Here is a 16,047-nt window from a genome sequence, read left to right as displayed (position 1 = left end):
GATATTCAGAATGATTGCAACCTTCGACACTGCCGACATGCCACGCAACACCTCCGCCACCGCAGCGCCGGCTCTGCTCGCTGCGTCCTCTTTCGACTCGCGCCACCGCTGGAAGGTGCTGGCCGCCGGCGTGGTCGCGAACGCCGCTTTCTCCATGGCCTTCAGTGGTATCCCGATGACTGCGGTGCTGATGCGTTCCGGTTACCGGCTCGACACGGCCACCCTCGGTCTCATGCTCGGCCTCATGGGCCTGGGCATTGCGTTGAGCGAGTTGCCGTGGGGGTTGCTGACCGATCGCTGGGGTGACCGACCCGTGTTGCTGACGGGCTTGTCCAGCACCGCTGCGGCCTTGGCCGCGATGGCGCTGTGGGCTGCGCCTCACGGCGAGCAGATCCCACCTCTGAGCTGGCTCGCTGGCGGGCTGCTGCTCGTCGGCTTGCTCGGCGGCAGCGTGAACGGCGCCAGCGGCCGGGCCGTGATGATGTGGTTCGGCGAAGGCGAGCGCGGCCTGGCGATGAGCATTCGGCAGACCGCCACGCCACTCGGTGGTGGCATCGGCGCCTTGCTGCTGCCAGCGCTCGTTCTGCATGGTGGCTTCGGGGCGGTGTACGCCGTACTCGCCGGCCTGTGCGCAATGGGCGCGCTGATCGTGATGGCCTGGGTGCACGAGCCGCCTTCACCCGCAGGGCCGACTCCGGCACGCCAACCGGCGCAAGTGGCGGCGAAGACGGCATGCGTCGTGGTCGACCGGGGGCCATTGCACGACCTGCGGGTGTGGCGCATCGTGGCTGGCATCGGCATCCTGTGCGGGCCGCAATTCGCGGTGCTCTCCTTTGGCACCGTGTTCCTGCACGACTTCGGCCATGCAAGTCAGGCCGCCATCACCGCAGCCATGGTGGCACTGCAGGTGGGTGCGATGGGAATGCGTATCTGGAGCGGCCGCTGGACCGACCGCCGCCGCAACCGGCCGGCCTTCCTGCGCGGCTGCGCGCTGCTGAGCGTGCTGCTGTTCGTGGCGCTGGGCATGCTGGCGTTCTCGGGCGACCTGCTGACCGGCGCTTCCAGCGGACGCATGGGACTGGTGGTACTGCTGGCGCTGGCCGGTGTCTGTGTGTCGGCCTGGCACGGTGTGGCCTACACCGAGCTGGCCAGCCTGGCCGGTGCCACGCGCGCCGGCACCGCGCTCGGCATGGCGAACACCAGCGTCTTCGTGGTCTGCTTCGTCACGCCCCTGTCGATCCCGCACCTGATCGCGCTGCAGGGCTGGCCGCTGGTGTGGTTCGTCGCCGCGGCCTGTGCGCTGGTGGCTCGTCCGCTGCTCGCACCTGCTGGCATGCGGCCGGTTCCCTGCCCCTGACGGCGCACAGAACGAAAAAGGCCGCCCGGACAGGCGGCCTTTTCGCTGGCGAAAAATGCTTTACTTCTTGTCGCCGCCCGGCACCTTGCCGTCCACGCCCTTGATGTAGAAGTTGACGCCCGACAGGAACTTGTCGTCTGCCACCGCACCAGCGGCGACCAGTTCCTTGCCGTCCTGGCCCACGATCGGACCCTTCCAGATCGAGAAGCTGCCGTCCTTCAGGCCAGCCTTGACGGTCTCGACCTTGGTCTTGACGTCGGCAGGCACGTCGTCGGCGATCGACACGATGTCGATGGCACCTTCCTTGACGCCCCACCAGCTCTGGCCGGTGGTCCACTTGCCGTCGAGCGCATCCTGGGTGGTCTTGATGTAGTACGGACCCCAGTTGATCACGGCCGAGGCCAGGTGGGCCTTGGGGCCGTAGGCGGTCATGTCCGAATCCCAGCCGAACGCGCGCTTGCCCTTCTCCTGAGCGGTCTTGAGCACGGCCGGCGAGTCGGTGTTCTGGAACAGCACGTCGGCGCCGCCGTTGATCAGCGTGGTGGCCGCTTCGGTTTCCTTGGGCGGGCTGAACCATTCGTTGACCCACACCACCTTGGTCGTGATCTTCGGGTTGACCGACTGCGCACCCAGCGTGAAGCTGTTGATGTTGCGCAGCACCTCGGGGATCGGCACCGAGCCGACCACGCCGAGCGTATTGGTCTTGGTCATGGCGCCGGCGATGATGCCGGCCATGTACGCGCCTTCGTAGGTGCGGCTGTCATAGGTGCGCATGTTCTCGGCCGTCTTGTAGCCGGTCGCATGCTCGAACTTCACGTCCTTGCTGTCGGCTGCGACCTTGAGCATCGGCTCCATGTAGCCGAAGGTGGTGCCGAAGATCAGCTTGTTGCCTTGGCCCACGAAGTCGCGGAACACACGTTCGGCGTCGGCTGATTCGGGCACGCTTTCCACGAAGGTGGTCTTGATCTTGTCGCCGAATTCCTTCTCCAGCGCCTTGCGGCCGTTGTCGTGCGCGAAGGACCAGCCGCCGTCGCCCACCGGGCCGACGTAGGCGAATGCGATGTTCAGCGGCGCGGCGGGTGCAGGCGCCGCAGCGGCGGCCGGTGCGGGTGCAGGGGCTGCAGCCGGTGCCGCCGCTTCTTCCTTCTTGCCGCAGCCGATGAGGGCGGCGGATGCGACGGCCGTAAGGGCAGCCAGCTTGAGCAGGGAACGCTTGTTCAGATCATTCATTTTTGGAATCCTCGATGGACAGGTTGGCGGAAAAATCAAAAGCAGTGGTGGCAGTTGAAACCGGCGCAGCCGAAGCGAAAACACCGCGGAACCGGCTTTGCCGGCCCGCTGGTGTTGCCCCCTTGAGGGGGGACTCGGCTACACGAAGTGAGCAGATACGGGGGTGGGACATTATGAGCCGGGGTAGAACGGTTTCCCGATCGACGCGGGCATGTTCACGCGGATGAAGGCAGGGTTGCGCGAGATCAGTGCCAGCACGACGATGGTGGCCACGTACGGCATCATGTTCAGGAACTGGCTGGGGATGTCCACGCCGGTGTTCTGCAGATGGAAGCCGAGCATCGTCACGCCGCCGAACAGGTAGGCACCCAGCAGCACGCGGGCCGGCCGCCATGTCGCAAAGGTGGTGAGTGCCAGCGCAATCCAGCCGCGCCCCGACACCATGCCCTCGTTCCAGCCGCGCGAATAGATCTCCGACAGGTAGGCGCCCGCCAGCCCGCACAGCGCGCCACCGACCACCACCGCCAGCAGCCGGATGCGCCGCACCGGATAGCCCAGGGCATGCGCCGACTCGGGCGATTCGCCCACGGCGCGCAGCACCAGCCCGGCGCGCGTGCGGTACAGGAACCAGATCAGCGCAAAGGCGAAGACGATCACCAGATACACCAGCGGATGCTGGCGGAACAGCGCCGGGCCGACCACCGGCAGGTCGCCGAGAAACGGGATCTGGAACGGTGTGAGTGCGGGCAGCGTGGCCTTCGTGTATTCAGTGCCGACGAAGGCGGAGAAGCCCGTGCCGAACAGGCTCAGCGCCAGGCCCGTGGCGTACTGGTTGGTGTTGAGCCAGATCACCAGCAGACCGAAGATGGCGGCCAGCACACCCCCCGCAGCCATGCCCGCCAGCAGGCCGGCCCAGGTGCTGCCGGTGGCCACGGTGACCATGACCCCCGCCACGGCGGCGCACAGCATCATGCCCTCGGCGCCGAGATTCACGATGCCTGCCTTCTCGTTGATCAGCAGGCCGAGCGAGGCGATCGCCAGCGCCGTGCCCGCGCTGAACACGAGCCCGAGCAGACCGATGTAGACCTCCATCACAGGACTCCTTGCGTGGTGCGCGCCACCGGCACGATGACTTTGGGTGCCACCTTGCGGCGGATGCGGTAGGCGATGAGCGTGTCGCAGGCCAGCAGCGTGAACAGCAGCAGGCCCTGGAAAACGCCCGTCAGCGACTTGGGCAGGCCCAGCCGGGACTGCGCCAGCTCGCCGCCGATGTAGAACATGCTCATCAGGATGGCCGAGAAGATCATGCCCACCGGATGCAGCCGGCCGACAAACGCCACGATGATCGCAGCGAAGCCGTAGCCCGCAGGCACGTACGGCGTCAGCTGACCAATCGGGCCGGCCACCTCGAGTGCACCTGCCAGGCCGGCCGCGCCGCCCGAAGTCAGCAGCGCCACCCACACCGCACGGCGCGCAGAGAAGCCGGCATAGCGCGCAGCCGCCGGCGCGAGGCCGCCCACCTGCTGCGCAAAGCCCACACGCGTGCGGAACAGGAAGACCCACAGCATTGCCGCGCCAGCAAGGGCAATCACCAGCCCGATGCTCACACGCGAGCCTTTCATGAGACGCGGGATCTGGGTGACCGCATCGAAGGTCTTGCTCTGCGGAAAGTTGAAGCCCATCGGGTCCTTCAGCGGTCCAGCCACCACGTAGCCAAGCACCAGTGTGGCCACGTACACCAGCATCAGGCTCACCAGGATCTCGTTGGCATTGAAGCGGTCACGCAGGAAGGCGACGATGGCCGCCCAGAACATGCCGCCCAGGATGCCCGCCGCGAGGATGGCCGCGATGATCCATGGCCCGGTGCTCTTGTCGGCCAGCAGCGCCACATAGCCCGCAGCGATCGCGCCAATCACGAACTGGCCCTCGGCGCCGATGTTCCACACGTTGGAGCGAAAGCACACCGCCAGGCCCAGCGCGATGATGAGCAGCGGCGTGGCCTTGACCATCAGTTCGCCGAGCGCGTAGCCGCTCTTGATCGGCTCCCAGAAGAAGATCAGCAGACCCTTGACCGGGTCCTTGCCCAGCAGCGCGAACAGCGCCGTGCCGATGGCCACCGTGATGAGCAGCGCGAGGATGGGCGAGCCGTAGCTCCAGAACCGCGAGAGCTGCGGGCGGGGTTCGAGCTTAAGCATGGGCCATCTCCTTGGCGGCGACCGGTGATGCGTCCCACAGCCCGCTCATCCATTCGCCGATGCGTGGCACCGTGGCGTCGGCGCGGTCGACCGAGGGCGACAGGCGGCCCTTGGCGATCACGTGCAGCCGGTCGCAGATCTCGAACAGCTCGTCGAGCTCCTCGCTGACCACCAGCACGGCACAGCCCGCGTCGCGCAACGCAAGGATTTCGCCGCGGATCAGCGCGGCCGCGCCCACGTCCACGCCCCAGGTCGGCTGCGCGACGATGAAGACCTTGGGGTCGGCGTCGATCTCGCGACCGACGATGAACTTCTGCAGGTTGCCGCCCGACAGCGAACGCGCGGCCGAATCCGGCCCGCCGGCCTTGACCTTGAAGCGCTCGATGATCTTGTTCGCATGGCCCGCCAGCGAGCCGGTGCGGATCCACCCCCCGCGGCCGACCGCATTGCTGCGCGTGAGCAACAGGTTGTGGGCAAGGCCCAGCGTCGGCACCGCGCCACGACCCAGCCGCTCCTCGGGCACGAAATGCAGCCCCAGCGCACGGCGCTTGCGCGGGCCGAGGCGTGCGGCCGGCTGGCCAAGCAGTTCGATCGTCGCGGGCTCGGCGCGCGTGTCTTCGCCCGACAGCGCGTACAGCAGCTCCTTCTGGCCATTGCCCGACACGCCCGCGATGCCCACCACCTCGCCCGCACGCACGTCGAGCGACACGCCTTCCAGATCGACGCCGAACTGGTCCTCGCGCGCCAGCGTGAGCTGACGCACGCGCAACGCGACCGCGCCGGTGTGCAACGCGCGGTGCTGCAGCGGGGGCGGCTCGGCACCGATCATCAGGCGCGAGAGCGACTCGTTGGTCTCGTTCTGCGGGTTGCACACGCCCGTGACCTTGCCGCCGCGCAGCACCGTGCAGGCAGTGCACAGCTCGCGGATCTCGTGCAGCTTGTGGCTGATGTAGAGGATGCTGCAGCCTTCGGACGCCAGCTTCTTGAGCACCACGAAGAGCTTGGTGACCGCCTGCGGCGTGAGCACCGAGGTCGGCTCGTCGAGGATCAGCAGTTGGGGGTCGGTGAGCAGCGCGCGGATGATCTCCACGCGCTGCATCTCGCCGACCGACAGCGTGTGCACCGGACGCGAGGGATCGATGTCCAGCCCGTACTCGCTCGCCTTGGCCGTGATGCGCCGCGTGACCTCGGCCAGCGCGAGGTGCTTGTCGAGCCCGAGCCAGACGTTCTCTGCGACGGTCAGCGTGTCGAACAGGCTGAAGTGCTGGAACACCATGCTGATGCCCAGTGCGCGCGCCTCCTGCGGATTGCGCACGTTCACTGCCTGGCCATTGAACATCACGCTGCCCTCGTCGGGCTTGACCGAGCCGTAGATGATCTTCATCAGCGTCGACTTGCCGGCGCCGTTCTCGCCGAGGACGGCATGGGTTTCGCCCGGCATCACCGTCAGCGAAACGTCGCTGTTGGCCACCACCGCGGGATAGCGCTTGGTGATGTGGGCGAGCTGGAGTCGGGGGAGTGTCATTCGATCGCTCTCAATGGGAATTCTTCGATGCCGTCGCCGGCCGCAGCGACGCCGCCACCGACTTGATGCAGTCGCGCAGCCAGCGCGCCGAACTCGACGCGTGGGTGCGCTCATGCCACAGCTGGTAGTACATGAGCCGCGGAAACGCTACCGGGCAGGCGACGATCTTCACCGGCAGGCGCGCGACGAATCGCTCGCAGTACTGCCGCCCGGTGGTCAACACCAGCAAGCTCGATGCCACCATGTCCGGAATCAGACCGAAATGCGCACAGCGCGCCACGATGTGGCGCTGCAGCTGCTGCGCGTCAAGCATCTGGTCGATGATGCCGCGCGCACCCGGATGCATGGGCGTGGGTGCGATGTGCTCGGCATCCAGCCAGGTCTGGACGTCCCAGCCGCGCCGCGCCGCCGGATGGTCGTTGCTGATCAGCGAGACGATCTCGTCGCCGAAGAGCCGCGCCATGTGCAGGTCTTCGGGCGGCTTCAGCCAGTTGCCGATGACCAGGTCGACATTGCCCAGCGACAACTGCGCGTGGTAGTTCGAGTCGGACGACAGCGGGTGGATCTCGATGCCGCACAGCGGCGCCTGGGTCTTGATCTGCGCGACCATCATCGGCAGGAAGAGCGGATCAAGGTAGTCGCTCGCAGCAATGCGAAAGGTGTGGGTGGCGGTCTGCGGGTCGAAGCCGCGCGCGTCGCTGAACAGCACCTCGGCCGAGCGCAGGATGCTGGCGGCCGGCTCGATCATGCGCAGCGCCGCGTCGGTGGGCACCATGCCACTGCCCGAGCGCACCAGCAGCGGGTCGCCCGCGAGCGCGCGCAGGCGCTTGAGCGCGGCCGAAACGGCCGGCTGGTACATCCCCAGGCGGATGGCAGCGCGTGAGACGCTGCGGTCGGTCAGCACGGTGTGAAGCACCCGGATGAGATGGAGATCGATCTTGTCGAACAGGGTTTGGTCGCGCATGGTCGGTAGAAAACGGTCCGGGACCTTATACCGCCAATCGAGCGCGTCAGACCAATTGCACGGCCGTGATCGCGGCCAGGATCGCCTCGCTGGTCGCCGGCGCGCGCAGCGGCGGGTCGACCCGGTGGCCGCCGACCGCCGACACCGCGTCGCGGATCGCGAAGAACACCGAGAACGGCAGCAGCAAGGGCGGCTCGCCCACGGCCTTGCTGCGGTGGATGGAGTCCTCGAAATTCGGCCCCTCGAACAGCTTCACGTTGAAGACCGGCGGGCAGTCGTTGGCCGTCGGGATCTTGTAGGTGCTCGGTGCGTGCGTGGTCAGCTTGCCGCTCTGCGGATGCCACACCAGTTCTTCGGTGGTGAGCCACCCCATGCCCTGGATGAAGGCGCCCTCGACCTGGCCGATGTCGATGGCCGGGTTGAGCGACTTGCCGGCGTCGTGCAGGATGTCGGCGCGCAGCAGCTTCCATTCGCCGGTCAGCGTGTCGACGACGACCTCGCTGACCGCCGCGCCGTAGGCGTAGTAGTAGAACGGGCGGCCCTTGAGCGTGTCGCGGTCCCAGCTGAGGCCCGGTGTCGAATAGAAGCCGTCGGACCACAGCTGCACGCGGTCGAGGTAGGCCTCGCCGACCAGCGTGGCGAAGCCCAGGGTGCGGCCGTTGACCTCGACCTTGTCGTTGGCGAAACGCACGTCGGCCGCCTCGCCGCCGTGGCGTGCGGCGGCACAGGCCGCCAGGCGCGCGCGGATCTGCCGTGCGGCGTCCTGCGCGGCCTTGCCGTTCAGGTCGGCGCCGGTCGACGCGGCCGTGGCCGAAGTGTTGGCGACCTTGGTCGTGTCGGTGGCCGTGGCGCGCACGCACTCGAAGCTCACGCCCAGCTCGTGCGCCACCACCTGGGCGACCTTGGTGTTCAGGCCCTGGCCCATCTCGGTGCCGCCGTGGTTCACCAGCACCGAGCCGTCGCTGTAGACATGCACCAGCGCACCCGCCTGGTTGAAGTGCGGCACGTTGAAGGAGATGCCGAACTTCAGCGGCGCCAGCGCGATGCCGCGCTTGAGCACGGGGCTGCGCGCGTTGTAGGCCGCGATGGCGTCGCGCCGCGCGCGGTAGTCGCTGCTGGCCTCGAGTTCGCCCACCAGTTCGTGGACGATGTTGTCGGTCACGACCTGGGCGTAGGGCGTGACGTTGCGCTCATCCTTGCCGTAGAAATTGATGCGCCGCACCTCCAGCGGGTCGCGGCCCAGACGCCGCGCCACCGTGTCGAGGATGTTCTCCACCGCAATCGCGCCCTGCGGCCCGCCGAAGCCACGAAAGGCTGTGTTGCTCTGGGTGTTGGTCTTGCCCGAATACCCGTGGATCGCGACCTCAGGCAGCCAGTAGGCGTTGTCGAAGTGGCACAGCGCGCGGGTCATCACCGGCCCCGACAGGTCGGCCGAATGACCGGCGCGCGAGACCATGGTGATCTCCGCACCGAGCAGCCGGCCTTCGTTGTCGTAGCCGACCTCGTAGTCGTACCAGAAGCAGTGGCGCCGGCCAGTGACCAGGAAGTCGTCGTCGCGGTCCAGCCGCAGCTTGACCGGGCGCTTGAGCTTGGCCGCCGCCACCGCCGCCACGCAGGCGAACAGGCCCGACTGCGATTCCTTGCCGCCGAAGCCGCCGCCCATGCGCCGGCACTCGACATGCACCTCGTTGGCGTTGAGGTGCAGCGCGTGCGACACCAGATGCTGCATCTCGGTCGGGTGCTGCGTCGAGCAGTGCACATGCATGCTGCCGCCCTCTTTCGGAATCGCGTAGCTGATCTGGCCTTCCAGGTAGAACTGCTCCTGCCCGCCGACCTCCAGCGTGTCCTTCAGTCGATGCGGCGCGGCGGCGATGGCGGCGCGCACCACGGCCTGCTCGTCGCCGTCGGGGTCGCTCGCGCTGCGCAGCAGGTGCATCGGCGGAACCACGTACTGGCCCTTGGCGTGCGCATCCTGCGGCGTGAGCACTGGCGGGGCGGCCTCGATCGTCAGCACCTCCTTGGCGCGCGCGGCGACGCGACGGGCCACTTCGCGCGTCTGCGCGATCACGGCGAACACCGGCTGGCCGAGGTAGCGGATCTCGCCGCTGCAGAGGATGGGGTCGTCGTGGACGATCGAACCGCAGTCGTTACTGCCCGGGATGTCCTCGGCCGACAGCACCGCCACCACGCCGGGCATGGCGCGCAGCACATCGAGGTCCATGCCCTGCAGCCGGCCGTTGGCAACCGGCGACAGGCCCAGCGCGCAATGCAGCGTGCCGCGCAGTTCGGGGATGTCGTCGATGTAGGTCGCCTCGCCGGCCACATGCAGCGCCGCCGATTCGTGCGGCCGGCTGATGCCGACGCGCGCACCGCCGTCCTGCGCCTTGGCCTCGGCACCGCGGTCGATGCGCGCGGCGATGTTGGCCTGGTAATCGGCGAAGGGTTCCACGGGCTGGAGCAGTGCGATGTCGATGGGCTTGTTCATCTCAGGCTCCTTGAACGGCTTGTGCTGCGGCTGGCAGCACGTCGTGCGGCATCACGCTCCACACGCTGGTGGCGTCCGCCGGCAGCGCATCGGTCGTGCGGGTTTCTAGCCACAGGCGCTGGATCAGGTTCTGCGCCACCTGCAGCCGGTAGGCCGCCGAGGCGCGCATGTCCGACAGCGGCTGGAAGTCGTCGGCCAGCGCCTGCTTCGCCGCATTCACGGAGGCCTGGGTCCAGGGCTGGCCGATCAGCGCGGCCTCGGCCTTGGCGGCCCGCTTCACGATGCCGGCCATGCCGCCGAAGGCCAACCGCACCTCCTTCACCACGTCGCCGTCGAGCGCCAGCGCGAAGCCACCGCACAGCGCCGAGATGTCGCAGTCGAAGCGCTTGCTGATCTTGTACGCCCGCACCTGGCGCTGCAGCGCGGCCAGCGGCACTTCCAGCCCCTGGACGAACTCGCCCGGCGCCAGTTCGTTCTTCATGTAGTCGACGTAGAAGTCGGTCAACGGCAGGCGGCGCAGCTGCGTGCCGCGCCGCAGCACGATCTGCGCGTCCAGCGCCATGAGCACCGGCGGCGAGTCGCCGATGGGCGAACCGTTGGCCACGTTGCCCCCCATGGTGCCGGCATGCCGGATCGGCGGCGACGCGAAGCGCAGCCACACGTCGGTGAGCGAGGGCGCGCGCTGCGCCAGCGCGCGCCAGGCGTCTTCGAGCGAGGCGCCGGCGCCGATGTGCAGCGTGTCGCCGCGCGCCTCCACGGTCTTCAGCTCGGCCACGTCGCCGATGTAGATCAGGTCGCCAACATCGCGGAACTGCTTGTTGACCCACAGGCCGATGTCGGTCGAGCCAGCCAACAGGCGGGCCTGGGGTTTGCGCTCGCGCAGCGCGGCGAGGTCGTCGAGTGTCTTCGGCGCATGAAAGTGGTCGGTGCGACCGTCTCGGACCGCCGCGTAGTCAAAACCACCCTCGCGCTGCAACTGCGTGAGCGCTTGCACCACCGTCTGCGTGTCCAGTTGCATCGGCGGCAGGTCGAACATGCGCTGGCCGGCGTCGAGGATCGGCCGGTAGCCGGTGCAGCGGCACAGGTTGCCCGACAGGTCGTCGGCCAGTTGCTGGCGCGTCGGCACGCTGCCGGCCGCGCGGTGGTGCTCGTAGCTCGACCAGAGCGACATCACGAAGCCGGGGGTGCAGAAGCCGCACTGCGAACCATGGCAGTCGACCATCGCCTGCTGGACCGGGTGCAGGCACTGCACCGGGTGCTTGTCGTGGCGGCGCGCGTCGCGCGTCTTGCCGCCGTCGTTGAGCAGGCCGCTCTTCAAGTCTTCCACCGTGAAGAGCGCCTTGCCATGCAGCGTCGGCAGGAACTGGATGCAGGCATTGATCGTCTGCAGCTTCAGGCCTCCGACCACGCCCTCCGCCAGTTCGCCGACCACCACCGTGCACGCACCGCAATCGCCTTCGTTGCACCCCTCCTTGGTGCCGGTGCAGTGGGCGTCCTCGCGCAGCCAGTCGAGCACCGAGCGCGTGGGGTGCACGCCCGCCACCTCGACCGTGCGGCCCTGGTGGAAAAAGCGGATCGGAGAGGTCATCAGGGGCTGGCTCATGTTCGCTGGGGCTGGCTTGTTCTTTGTTTGGGCGGAATCCGCCGACACTGGAACTTAAGGGCTGGGCAGACCGCATTCATACCACTGCGCCGATAGTGCCTATACACGTCGGATTCAGTCGGCACGCTGGGGTCAAGTCCGCAGCCCGCGTAAGTCAGAGCAATTGTCGCGCCATGCGAGCGCGAAACCCACCGAAACAGGCCCGTCCCCGAGAGCGGCGAAACTAGCGGGCTCGTTCGCTGCCTGTCCTGGAGCCCGCCCTTGTCATCCAAAGCCTTTCGCATCGCCCTCGCCGCCTCGGCTGCCACCGTCGGCGGCATCGCGACCTACTGGACGCTTCTCGCTACGCGGCAGGGGCACATCCTCTTCAACGCCCGCAAGCTGCCGGTCGTGCCGCTCTCTGACGACTTCTCGACCTATTCGCACCCGGTGCCCGGCGGCATGGTGCGCGGCTACGTGTATCACCCGCACGGCGAAGAAGCGCTGCAGGACCTTTTCATCTATTTCGCGGGCCGCGGCGAGGACGTGCGCGCCACCGCCAAGGCGCTCACGTGGCTGCCGGCAGGCTTCGGCTTCGCGGCGATCAACTACCGCGGCGTCGCCGACTCGGAGGGGCACCCGTCGGAAATCGCCTCGGTCGAGGACGCCAACCAGTTCGCCAGGCACCTGCGCCGCGCATTCCCGCAGGCGCGGCTGCATGTGGTCGGTCGCAGCCTGGGCACGGGCGTGGCCATCCAGTTGGTGGCGCGGCAGGACTTCGCGAGCCTGCAGTTGATCACGCCCTACGATTCGATGCTGGAAGTGGCCAAGCGGCGCTTCCCTCTGGTGCCGCTGTCGCTGCTGCTGCGCCATCGCTTCGATTCACTCACGCACAGCCGCGAGGTCGCTGCCAAGACCTACGTCCTGCTGGCCGAGCGCGACGACGTGGTGCTGCCGGAGCGCTCGCAAAAGCTCATCGACGCCTGGCCCACGCCGGTCCACGTGCAGACGGTGACGGGTTCCGATCACCACAACATCATGGGGTTGGAGTCGACATGGCTGCACCTGGTCGATTTCGCGCTGACGGCGGTATTGCCCGAGCCCAAAGCTGCGTGATCGCGGCGGACGGACAATTCGTTGCATGAACGCTACGTCGACTTCACCCCGGTTCGCCGGCCTCGACCTGCGCGAGGCGACGCTGGCATTGCGCATGGCCTGCGCGGCCCTGCTCGCCTTTTCCATCGCAGCGCTGCTACACGTGCAGAACGCGTACTGGGCCGCCATGCCGGTGTGGGTCGTGGCCCAGTCGCAGCGCGGTCTGCTCTTGGAGCGCGGCTTCTTCCGTATCCTTGGCACCCTGCTCGGCGCGACCGTCGGCTTTGTGCTGATCCAGGTCACGCACAACCCCTTCGTGCTGTTCTTGCTGCTAGGCCTGTGGGTGGCACTGAGCGCCGGCGCGACCCACCTGCTGCCGGGCGTCGTCGCTTACGGCGCCACGCTGGCCGGCATGACGGCTGCGGTGGTGGTGCTGCCATCCGTCGATGCGCCGCAGCACATGCTGGACCTCGCCAGCGCCCGCGTCGAATGCACCTTGATCGGCGTGGTGGTCGTCACGCTGGTCACCGGTTTCTACACGCCAGCCTCGCCACGACAGGACTTTTACGCGCGTATCCGGCGGCTCTGCGCAGACGCGGTCGACTTCGCTGCACAGGCGGTGTCGGGTGTGTCGTCCGGTGAGACGCCTGACTCGGGGCGCCGCGTGCTGACCGAACTCAGCGAAGCCGATGCGGCGGCGCGCATCTGGGCCGCCGGCTCGCTCGATGGCTACCGCCGCTTGCGGGCCAGTCGCGTGCTGGTGTCGTCGGCACTGTCGTTGATGGCCGCAGCCGTCGCGGTGCGCGGACGCATCGCGCGGGGCGCTGCCGTAGAGGAAGGGCTCGCCGCTCGCATGGCGGCGCACGCGCTTGCCTTGCGCAACGCAGCCCCCGGCGCCGGTGCTGCCGCCCCGCACTCGACACCACCGTCCGCACGGTCCGGTCCCGCGGCGCGACTGCACGACGCCATGGCGAGCTTGGAAGCAGCCGAGCGTGCACTCTTCGCCATCGAGCCTTCGGCCACGCGGTTGCCGCCCACCCTGTCACCGCCACGCGACGGGCGGCGCGCACGGATCAGCGGCCTCGTCTCGGGCATCGGCACCTTCGTCGTCGCGTCGCTCGGGCACCTCTCGGGATGGGGTGCCGCCGAACTCATGGCACTCGGCGTCTGCATCTTCGCGATGGTGCTCGGCGCCCTGCCGGAACCGCGTTCGGTGGCGCCAAAGATGATCATCGGCGTAGCGGTCGGTGTGGTCGTCGCGGCGGCCTACCGCTTGTTCGTGCAGCCGCATGTCCATGGCACCGTGGCCTTGATCCTCAGTGTGACGCCCATGATTGCCGCGGGCGCCTGGACACGTGTGCATCCACGAACGGCGGCGCCGGCGCTGGACGCCAACATGTGCTTCATGCTGGGCAGCCAGGCCGGCATGCCCGCGGTACCGGGCGGGGTGATCGCGAGCGGGTCGGCCGCGCTGATGCTCGCGGCGCTGCTGGTGGCTGGCGGCTTTCTGCTGGCACCGGAAGGCCGTGCAGCCCGTCTGCGCCACGCGAAGGAAGCCATCCGGCGGGATCTGGCGCGCATGGTCACGCACCGGCCCTCGGCCATGGCGCTCGACGCCTGGCAGGCACGCATGAACAACCGATTGCAGCGCCGTGCGCTGGATCTGCAACGCTTGCAACGCAACGAGGGCAACGCCATCGGCTTGTTGGCGATCCTGAATATCGGGCACAGCCTGGCCGCACTCGCCCGCAGCGCCAACGACACGCCCGCCGCCCAAGCGGTGCGCGCTGCGCTGTCCGAGCGCCTGGACGACCCCGAAGCCGCGGCGCAATGCGCTCTGACCGCACTGGGCATCGCGCCCTCAGCCCCCCTCACTGACAGCGTGCATGACTTGGTCGATGCGCTGCGGCAGTCCGCGCCTGCATAAGCTGCGCCGCGTGACGGACAGGGCTTCAGACGGCATTCACATGATCGCCCCATAATTCGACTATTATTGAATCATGGAATCAAACGATGCCGTTCGGTCACTCGCCGCCTTGGCCCAGCCTGTCCGCCTGCAGGTCTTTCGCTGCCTGGTCGTGGCCGGCCCCGAAGGGCTGACCCCTGGCGCCCTGGTCGAAGCCATCGGCGTCCCTGCCACCAGCCTGTCGTTCCACCTCAAGGAGCTGACGCACGCCGGCCTTGTGTCCCAGGAGCGGCAGGGCCGCAACCTCATCTACCGCGCCGCCTTCGAACGGATGAATGCACTGCTCGGCTACCTCACGGAAAACTGCTGCCAGGGCGAACCCTGCACCGCCACCGGCGCTGGGGCCTGCGCATGCTGACGGCGATCCTCCTTTTCATCGTCACGCTTGTCCTGGTCATCTGGCAACCCAGGGGACTGGGCATCGGCTGGAGTGCGTCGCTCGGCGCCGTGATCGCCCTGGTGCTGGGCGTTGTCCAACTCAGCGACATCGCGGTCGTCTGGGGCATCGTCTGGAACGCGACCGCCACCTTCGTGGCCGTGATCCTCATCAGCCTGCTGCTCGATGAGGCCGGTTTCTTCGAATGGGCCGCCCTGCACGTCGCGCGCTGGGGTGGCGGCCGCGGGCGGCTGCTGTTCGCCTTCATCGTGCTGCTCGGCGCGGCCGTGTCGGCGCTTTTCGCCAACGATGGCGCGGCGCTGATCCTCACGCCCATCGTCATGGCCATGCTGGTCGCCCTGGGCTTCACGCCGGCGGCCACCCTGGCCTTCGTCATGGCGGCCGGCTTCATCGCCGACACCGCCAGCCTGCCGCTGATCGTCTCGAACCTGGTGAACATCGTCTCGGCCGACTTCTTCAAGATCGGCTTCGACGCGTACGCCGCGGTGATGGTCCCGGTCAACATGGCCTCGGTGCTGGCCAGTCTGGCGGTGCTGATGCTGTATTTCCGGCGCGTCATTCCTGCCACCTACGACCTGGGGCAACTCAAGTCGCCTTCGGCCGCGATCAAGGACCGGGCGACCTTCCGCGCGGGCTGGGTGGTGCTGGTTCTGCTGCTCATCGGCTTCTTCGGCCTGGAGCCGCTGGGCGTGCCGGTGAGCGCGGTGGCCGCCGTCGGTGCCGCCCTGCTTCTGGCCGTGGCGGCGCGCGGCTCGGTGATCAGCACGCGCAAGGTGCTGCGCGGCGCACCTTGGCAGATCGTGATCTTCTCGCTCGGCATGTACCTGGTGGTCTACGGTCTGCGCAACGCCGGGCTCACCGACCGCATCGCCGGGCTGCTGAACGTCTTTGCGCAGGGCGGCGTCTGGGGCGCGGCGCTGGGCACCGGCTTCCTCACGGCGCTGCTGTCGTCCGTGATGAACAACATGCCCACCGTGCTGATCGGCGCGCTGTCCATCGACGCTTCGGGTGCCACCGGCGTGGTGAAGGAAGCGATGATCTACGCCAACGTCATCGGCTGCGACCTCGGCCCGAAGATCACGCCCATCGGCAGCCTGGCCACGCTGCTCTGGCTGCACGTGCTGGCGAAAAAGGGCACCACCATCGCCTGGGGCTACTACTTCCAGGTCGGTGTCGTGCTGACCGTGCCGGTGCTGTTTGCCACCCTGGCCGCACTGGCCTTCCGCCTCGGCTGAATCCCGACGACCATCC

At 68.0% G+C, this 16,047-nt stretch carries 12 protein-coding genes; 5 read left to right on the top strand and 7 right to left on the bottom strand.

The genetic code is table 11. From position 1 onward, the window contains the following. Positions 1–37 precede the first annotated feature (37 nt). Entirely contained in the window at positions 38–1,357 is a 1,320-nt protein-coding gene (locus tag J2W36_RS01410) for an MFS transporter (RefSeq protein ID WP_307687871.1), read from the top strand. Between the two features lie 60 nt (positions 1,358–1,417). Here the strand turns inward: J2W36_RS01410 and J2W36_RS01405 are convergent, their stop codons facing one another. The 7 genes from J2W36_RS01405 to xdhA form a co-directional block, all read right to left on the bottom strand. Beyond that, entirely contained in the window at positions 1,418–2,587 is a 1,170-nt protein-coding gene (locus J2W36_RS01405) for a BMP family ABC transporter substrate-binding protein (RefSeq protein WP_307687870.1), read from the bottom strand. A gap of 171 nt (positions 2,588–2,758) precedes the next feature. After that, positions 2,759–3,679: an ABC transporter permease gene (locus J2W36_RS01400; RefSeq protein ID WP_307687869.1), complete on the bottom strand. Its 921-nt coding sequence runs from the start codon at positions 3,677–3,679 to the stop codon at positions 2,759–2,761. Continuing rightward, positions 3,679–4,782 (bottom strand): ABC transporter permease, encoded by a 1,104-nt coding sequence (locus J2W36_RS01395; RefSeq protein ID WP_307687868.1) that lies wholly within the window; start codon positions 4,780–4,782, stop codon positions 3,679–3,681. The genes J2W36_RS01400 and J2W36_RS01395 overlap by 1 nt, the downstream gene beginning before the upstream one ends. Continuing rightward, the gene (locus tag J2W36_RS01390; RefSeq protein ID WP_307687867.1) at positions 4,775–6,307 is read right to left on the bottom strand and encodes an ABC transporter ATP-binding protein; all 1,533 of its coding nucleotides are present in this window, start codon (positions 6,305–6,307) and stop codon (positions 4,775–4,777) included. The genes J2W36_RS01395 and J2W36_RS01390 overlap by 8 nt, the downstream gene beginning before the upstream one ends. A 10-nt stretch (positions 6,308–6,317) precedes the next feature. Next, positions 6,318–7,271, bottom strand: a complete 954-nt coding sequence (locus J2W36_RS01385) for a LysR family transcriptional regulator (protein ID WP_307687866.1) — start codon at positions 7,269–7,271, stop codon at positions 6,318–6,320. Between the two features lie 46 nt (positions 7,272–7,317). Beyond that, positions 7,318–9,756, bottom strand: a complete 2,439-nt coding sequence (gene xdhB, locus J2W36_RS01380) for a xanthine dehydrogenase molybdopterin binding subunit (protein WP_307687865.1) — start codon at positions 9,754–9,756, stop codon at positions 7,318–7,320. A gap of 1 nt (position 9,757) precedes the next feature. Beyond that, positions 9,758–11,359 carry a xanthine dehydrogenase small subunit gene (gene xdhA, locus J2W36_RS01375; RefSeq protein WP_307687864.1) on the bottom strand — a complete coding sequence of 534 codons (1,602 nt, stop codon included), beginning with the start codon at positions 11,357–11,359 and terminating at the stop codon, positions 9,758–9,760. A gap of 261 nt (positions 11,360–11,620) precedes the next feature. On the opposite strand from xdhA, the gene J2W36_RS01370 reads away from it, so the two are divergent. The 4 genes from J2W36_RS01370 (at position 11,621) to J2W36_RS01355 (ending at position 16,031) form a co-directional block, all read left to right on the top strand. After that, positions 11,621–12,454 carry an alpha/beta hydrolase gene (locus J2W36_RS01370; protein WP_307687863.1) on the top strand — a complete coding sequence of 278 codons (834 nt, stop codon included), beginning with the start codon at positions 11,621–11,623 and terminating at the stop codon, positions 12,452–12,454. A 25-nt stretch (positions 12,455–12,479) separates the two neighbouring features. Continuing rightward, on the top strand, positions 12,480–14,360 hold the full coding sequence (locus tag J2W36_RS01365) for an FUSC family protein (RefSeq protein WP_307687862.1): 1,881 nt from the start codon (positions 12,480–12,482) through the stop codon (positions 14,358–14,360). A 73-nt stretch (positions 14,361–14,433) separates the two neighbouring features. Further along, a complete protein-coding gene (locus tag J2W36_RS01360) occupies positions 14,434–14,757 on the top strand; it encodes an ArsR/SmtB family transcription factor (RefSeq protein ID WP_307687861.1) in 324 nt (107 codons plus the stop codon). Continuing rightward, positions 14,751–16,031 carry an arsenic transporter gene (locus J2W36_RS01355; RefSeq protein WP_307687860.1) on the top strand — a complete coding sequence of 427 codons (1,281 nt, stop codon included), beginning with the start codon at positions 14,751–14,753 and terminating at the stop codon, positions 16,029–16,031. Before J2W36_RS01360 ends, J2W36_RS01355 begins: the two co-directional genes overlap by 7 nt. Positions 16,032–16,047 lie beyond the last annotated feature (16 nt).

It is taken from the genome of Variovorax ginsengisoli (genome assembly GCF_030811835.1).
GTDB classification, from domain to species: Bacteria; Pseudomonadota; Gammaproteobacteria; order Burkholderiales; family Burkholderiaceae_C; genus Variovorax; species Variovorax ginsengisoli_C.
The sequence above is the reverse complement of the archived record's forward strand: the minus strand, read 5'-3'. Positions and strand labels throughout refer to the sequence as shown.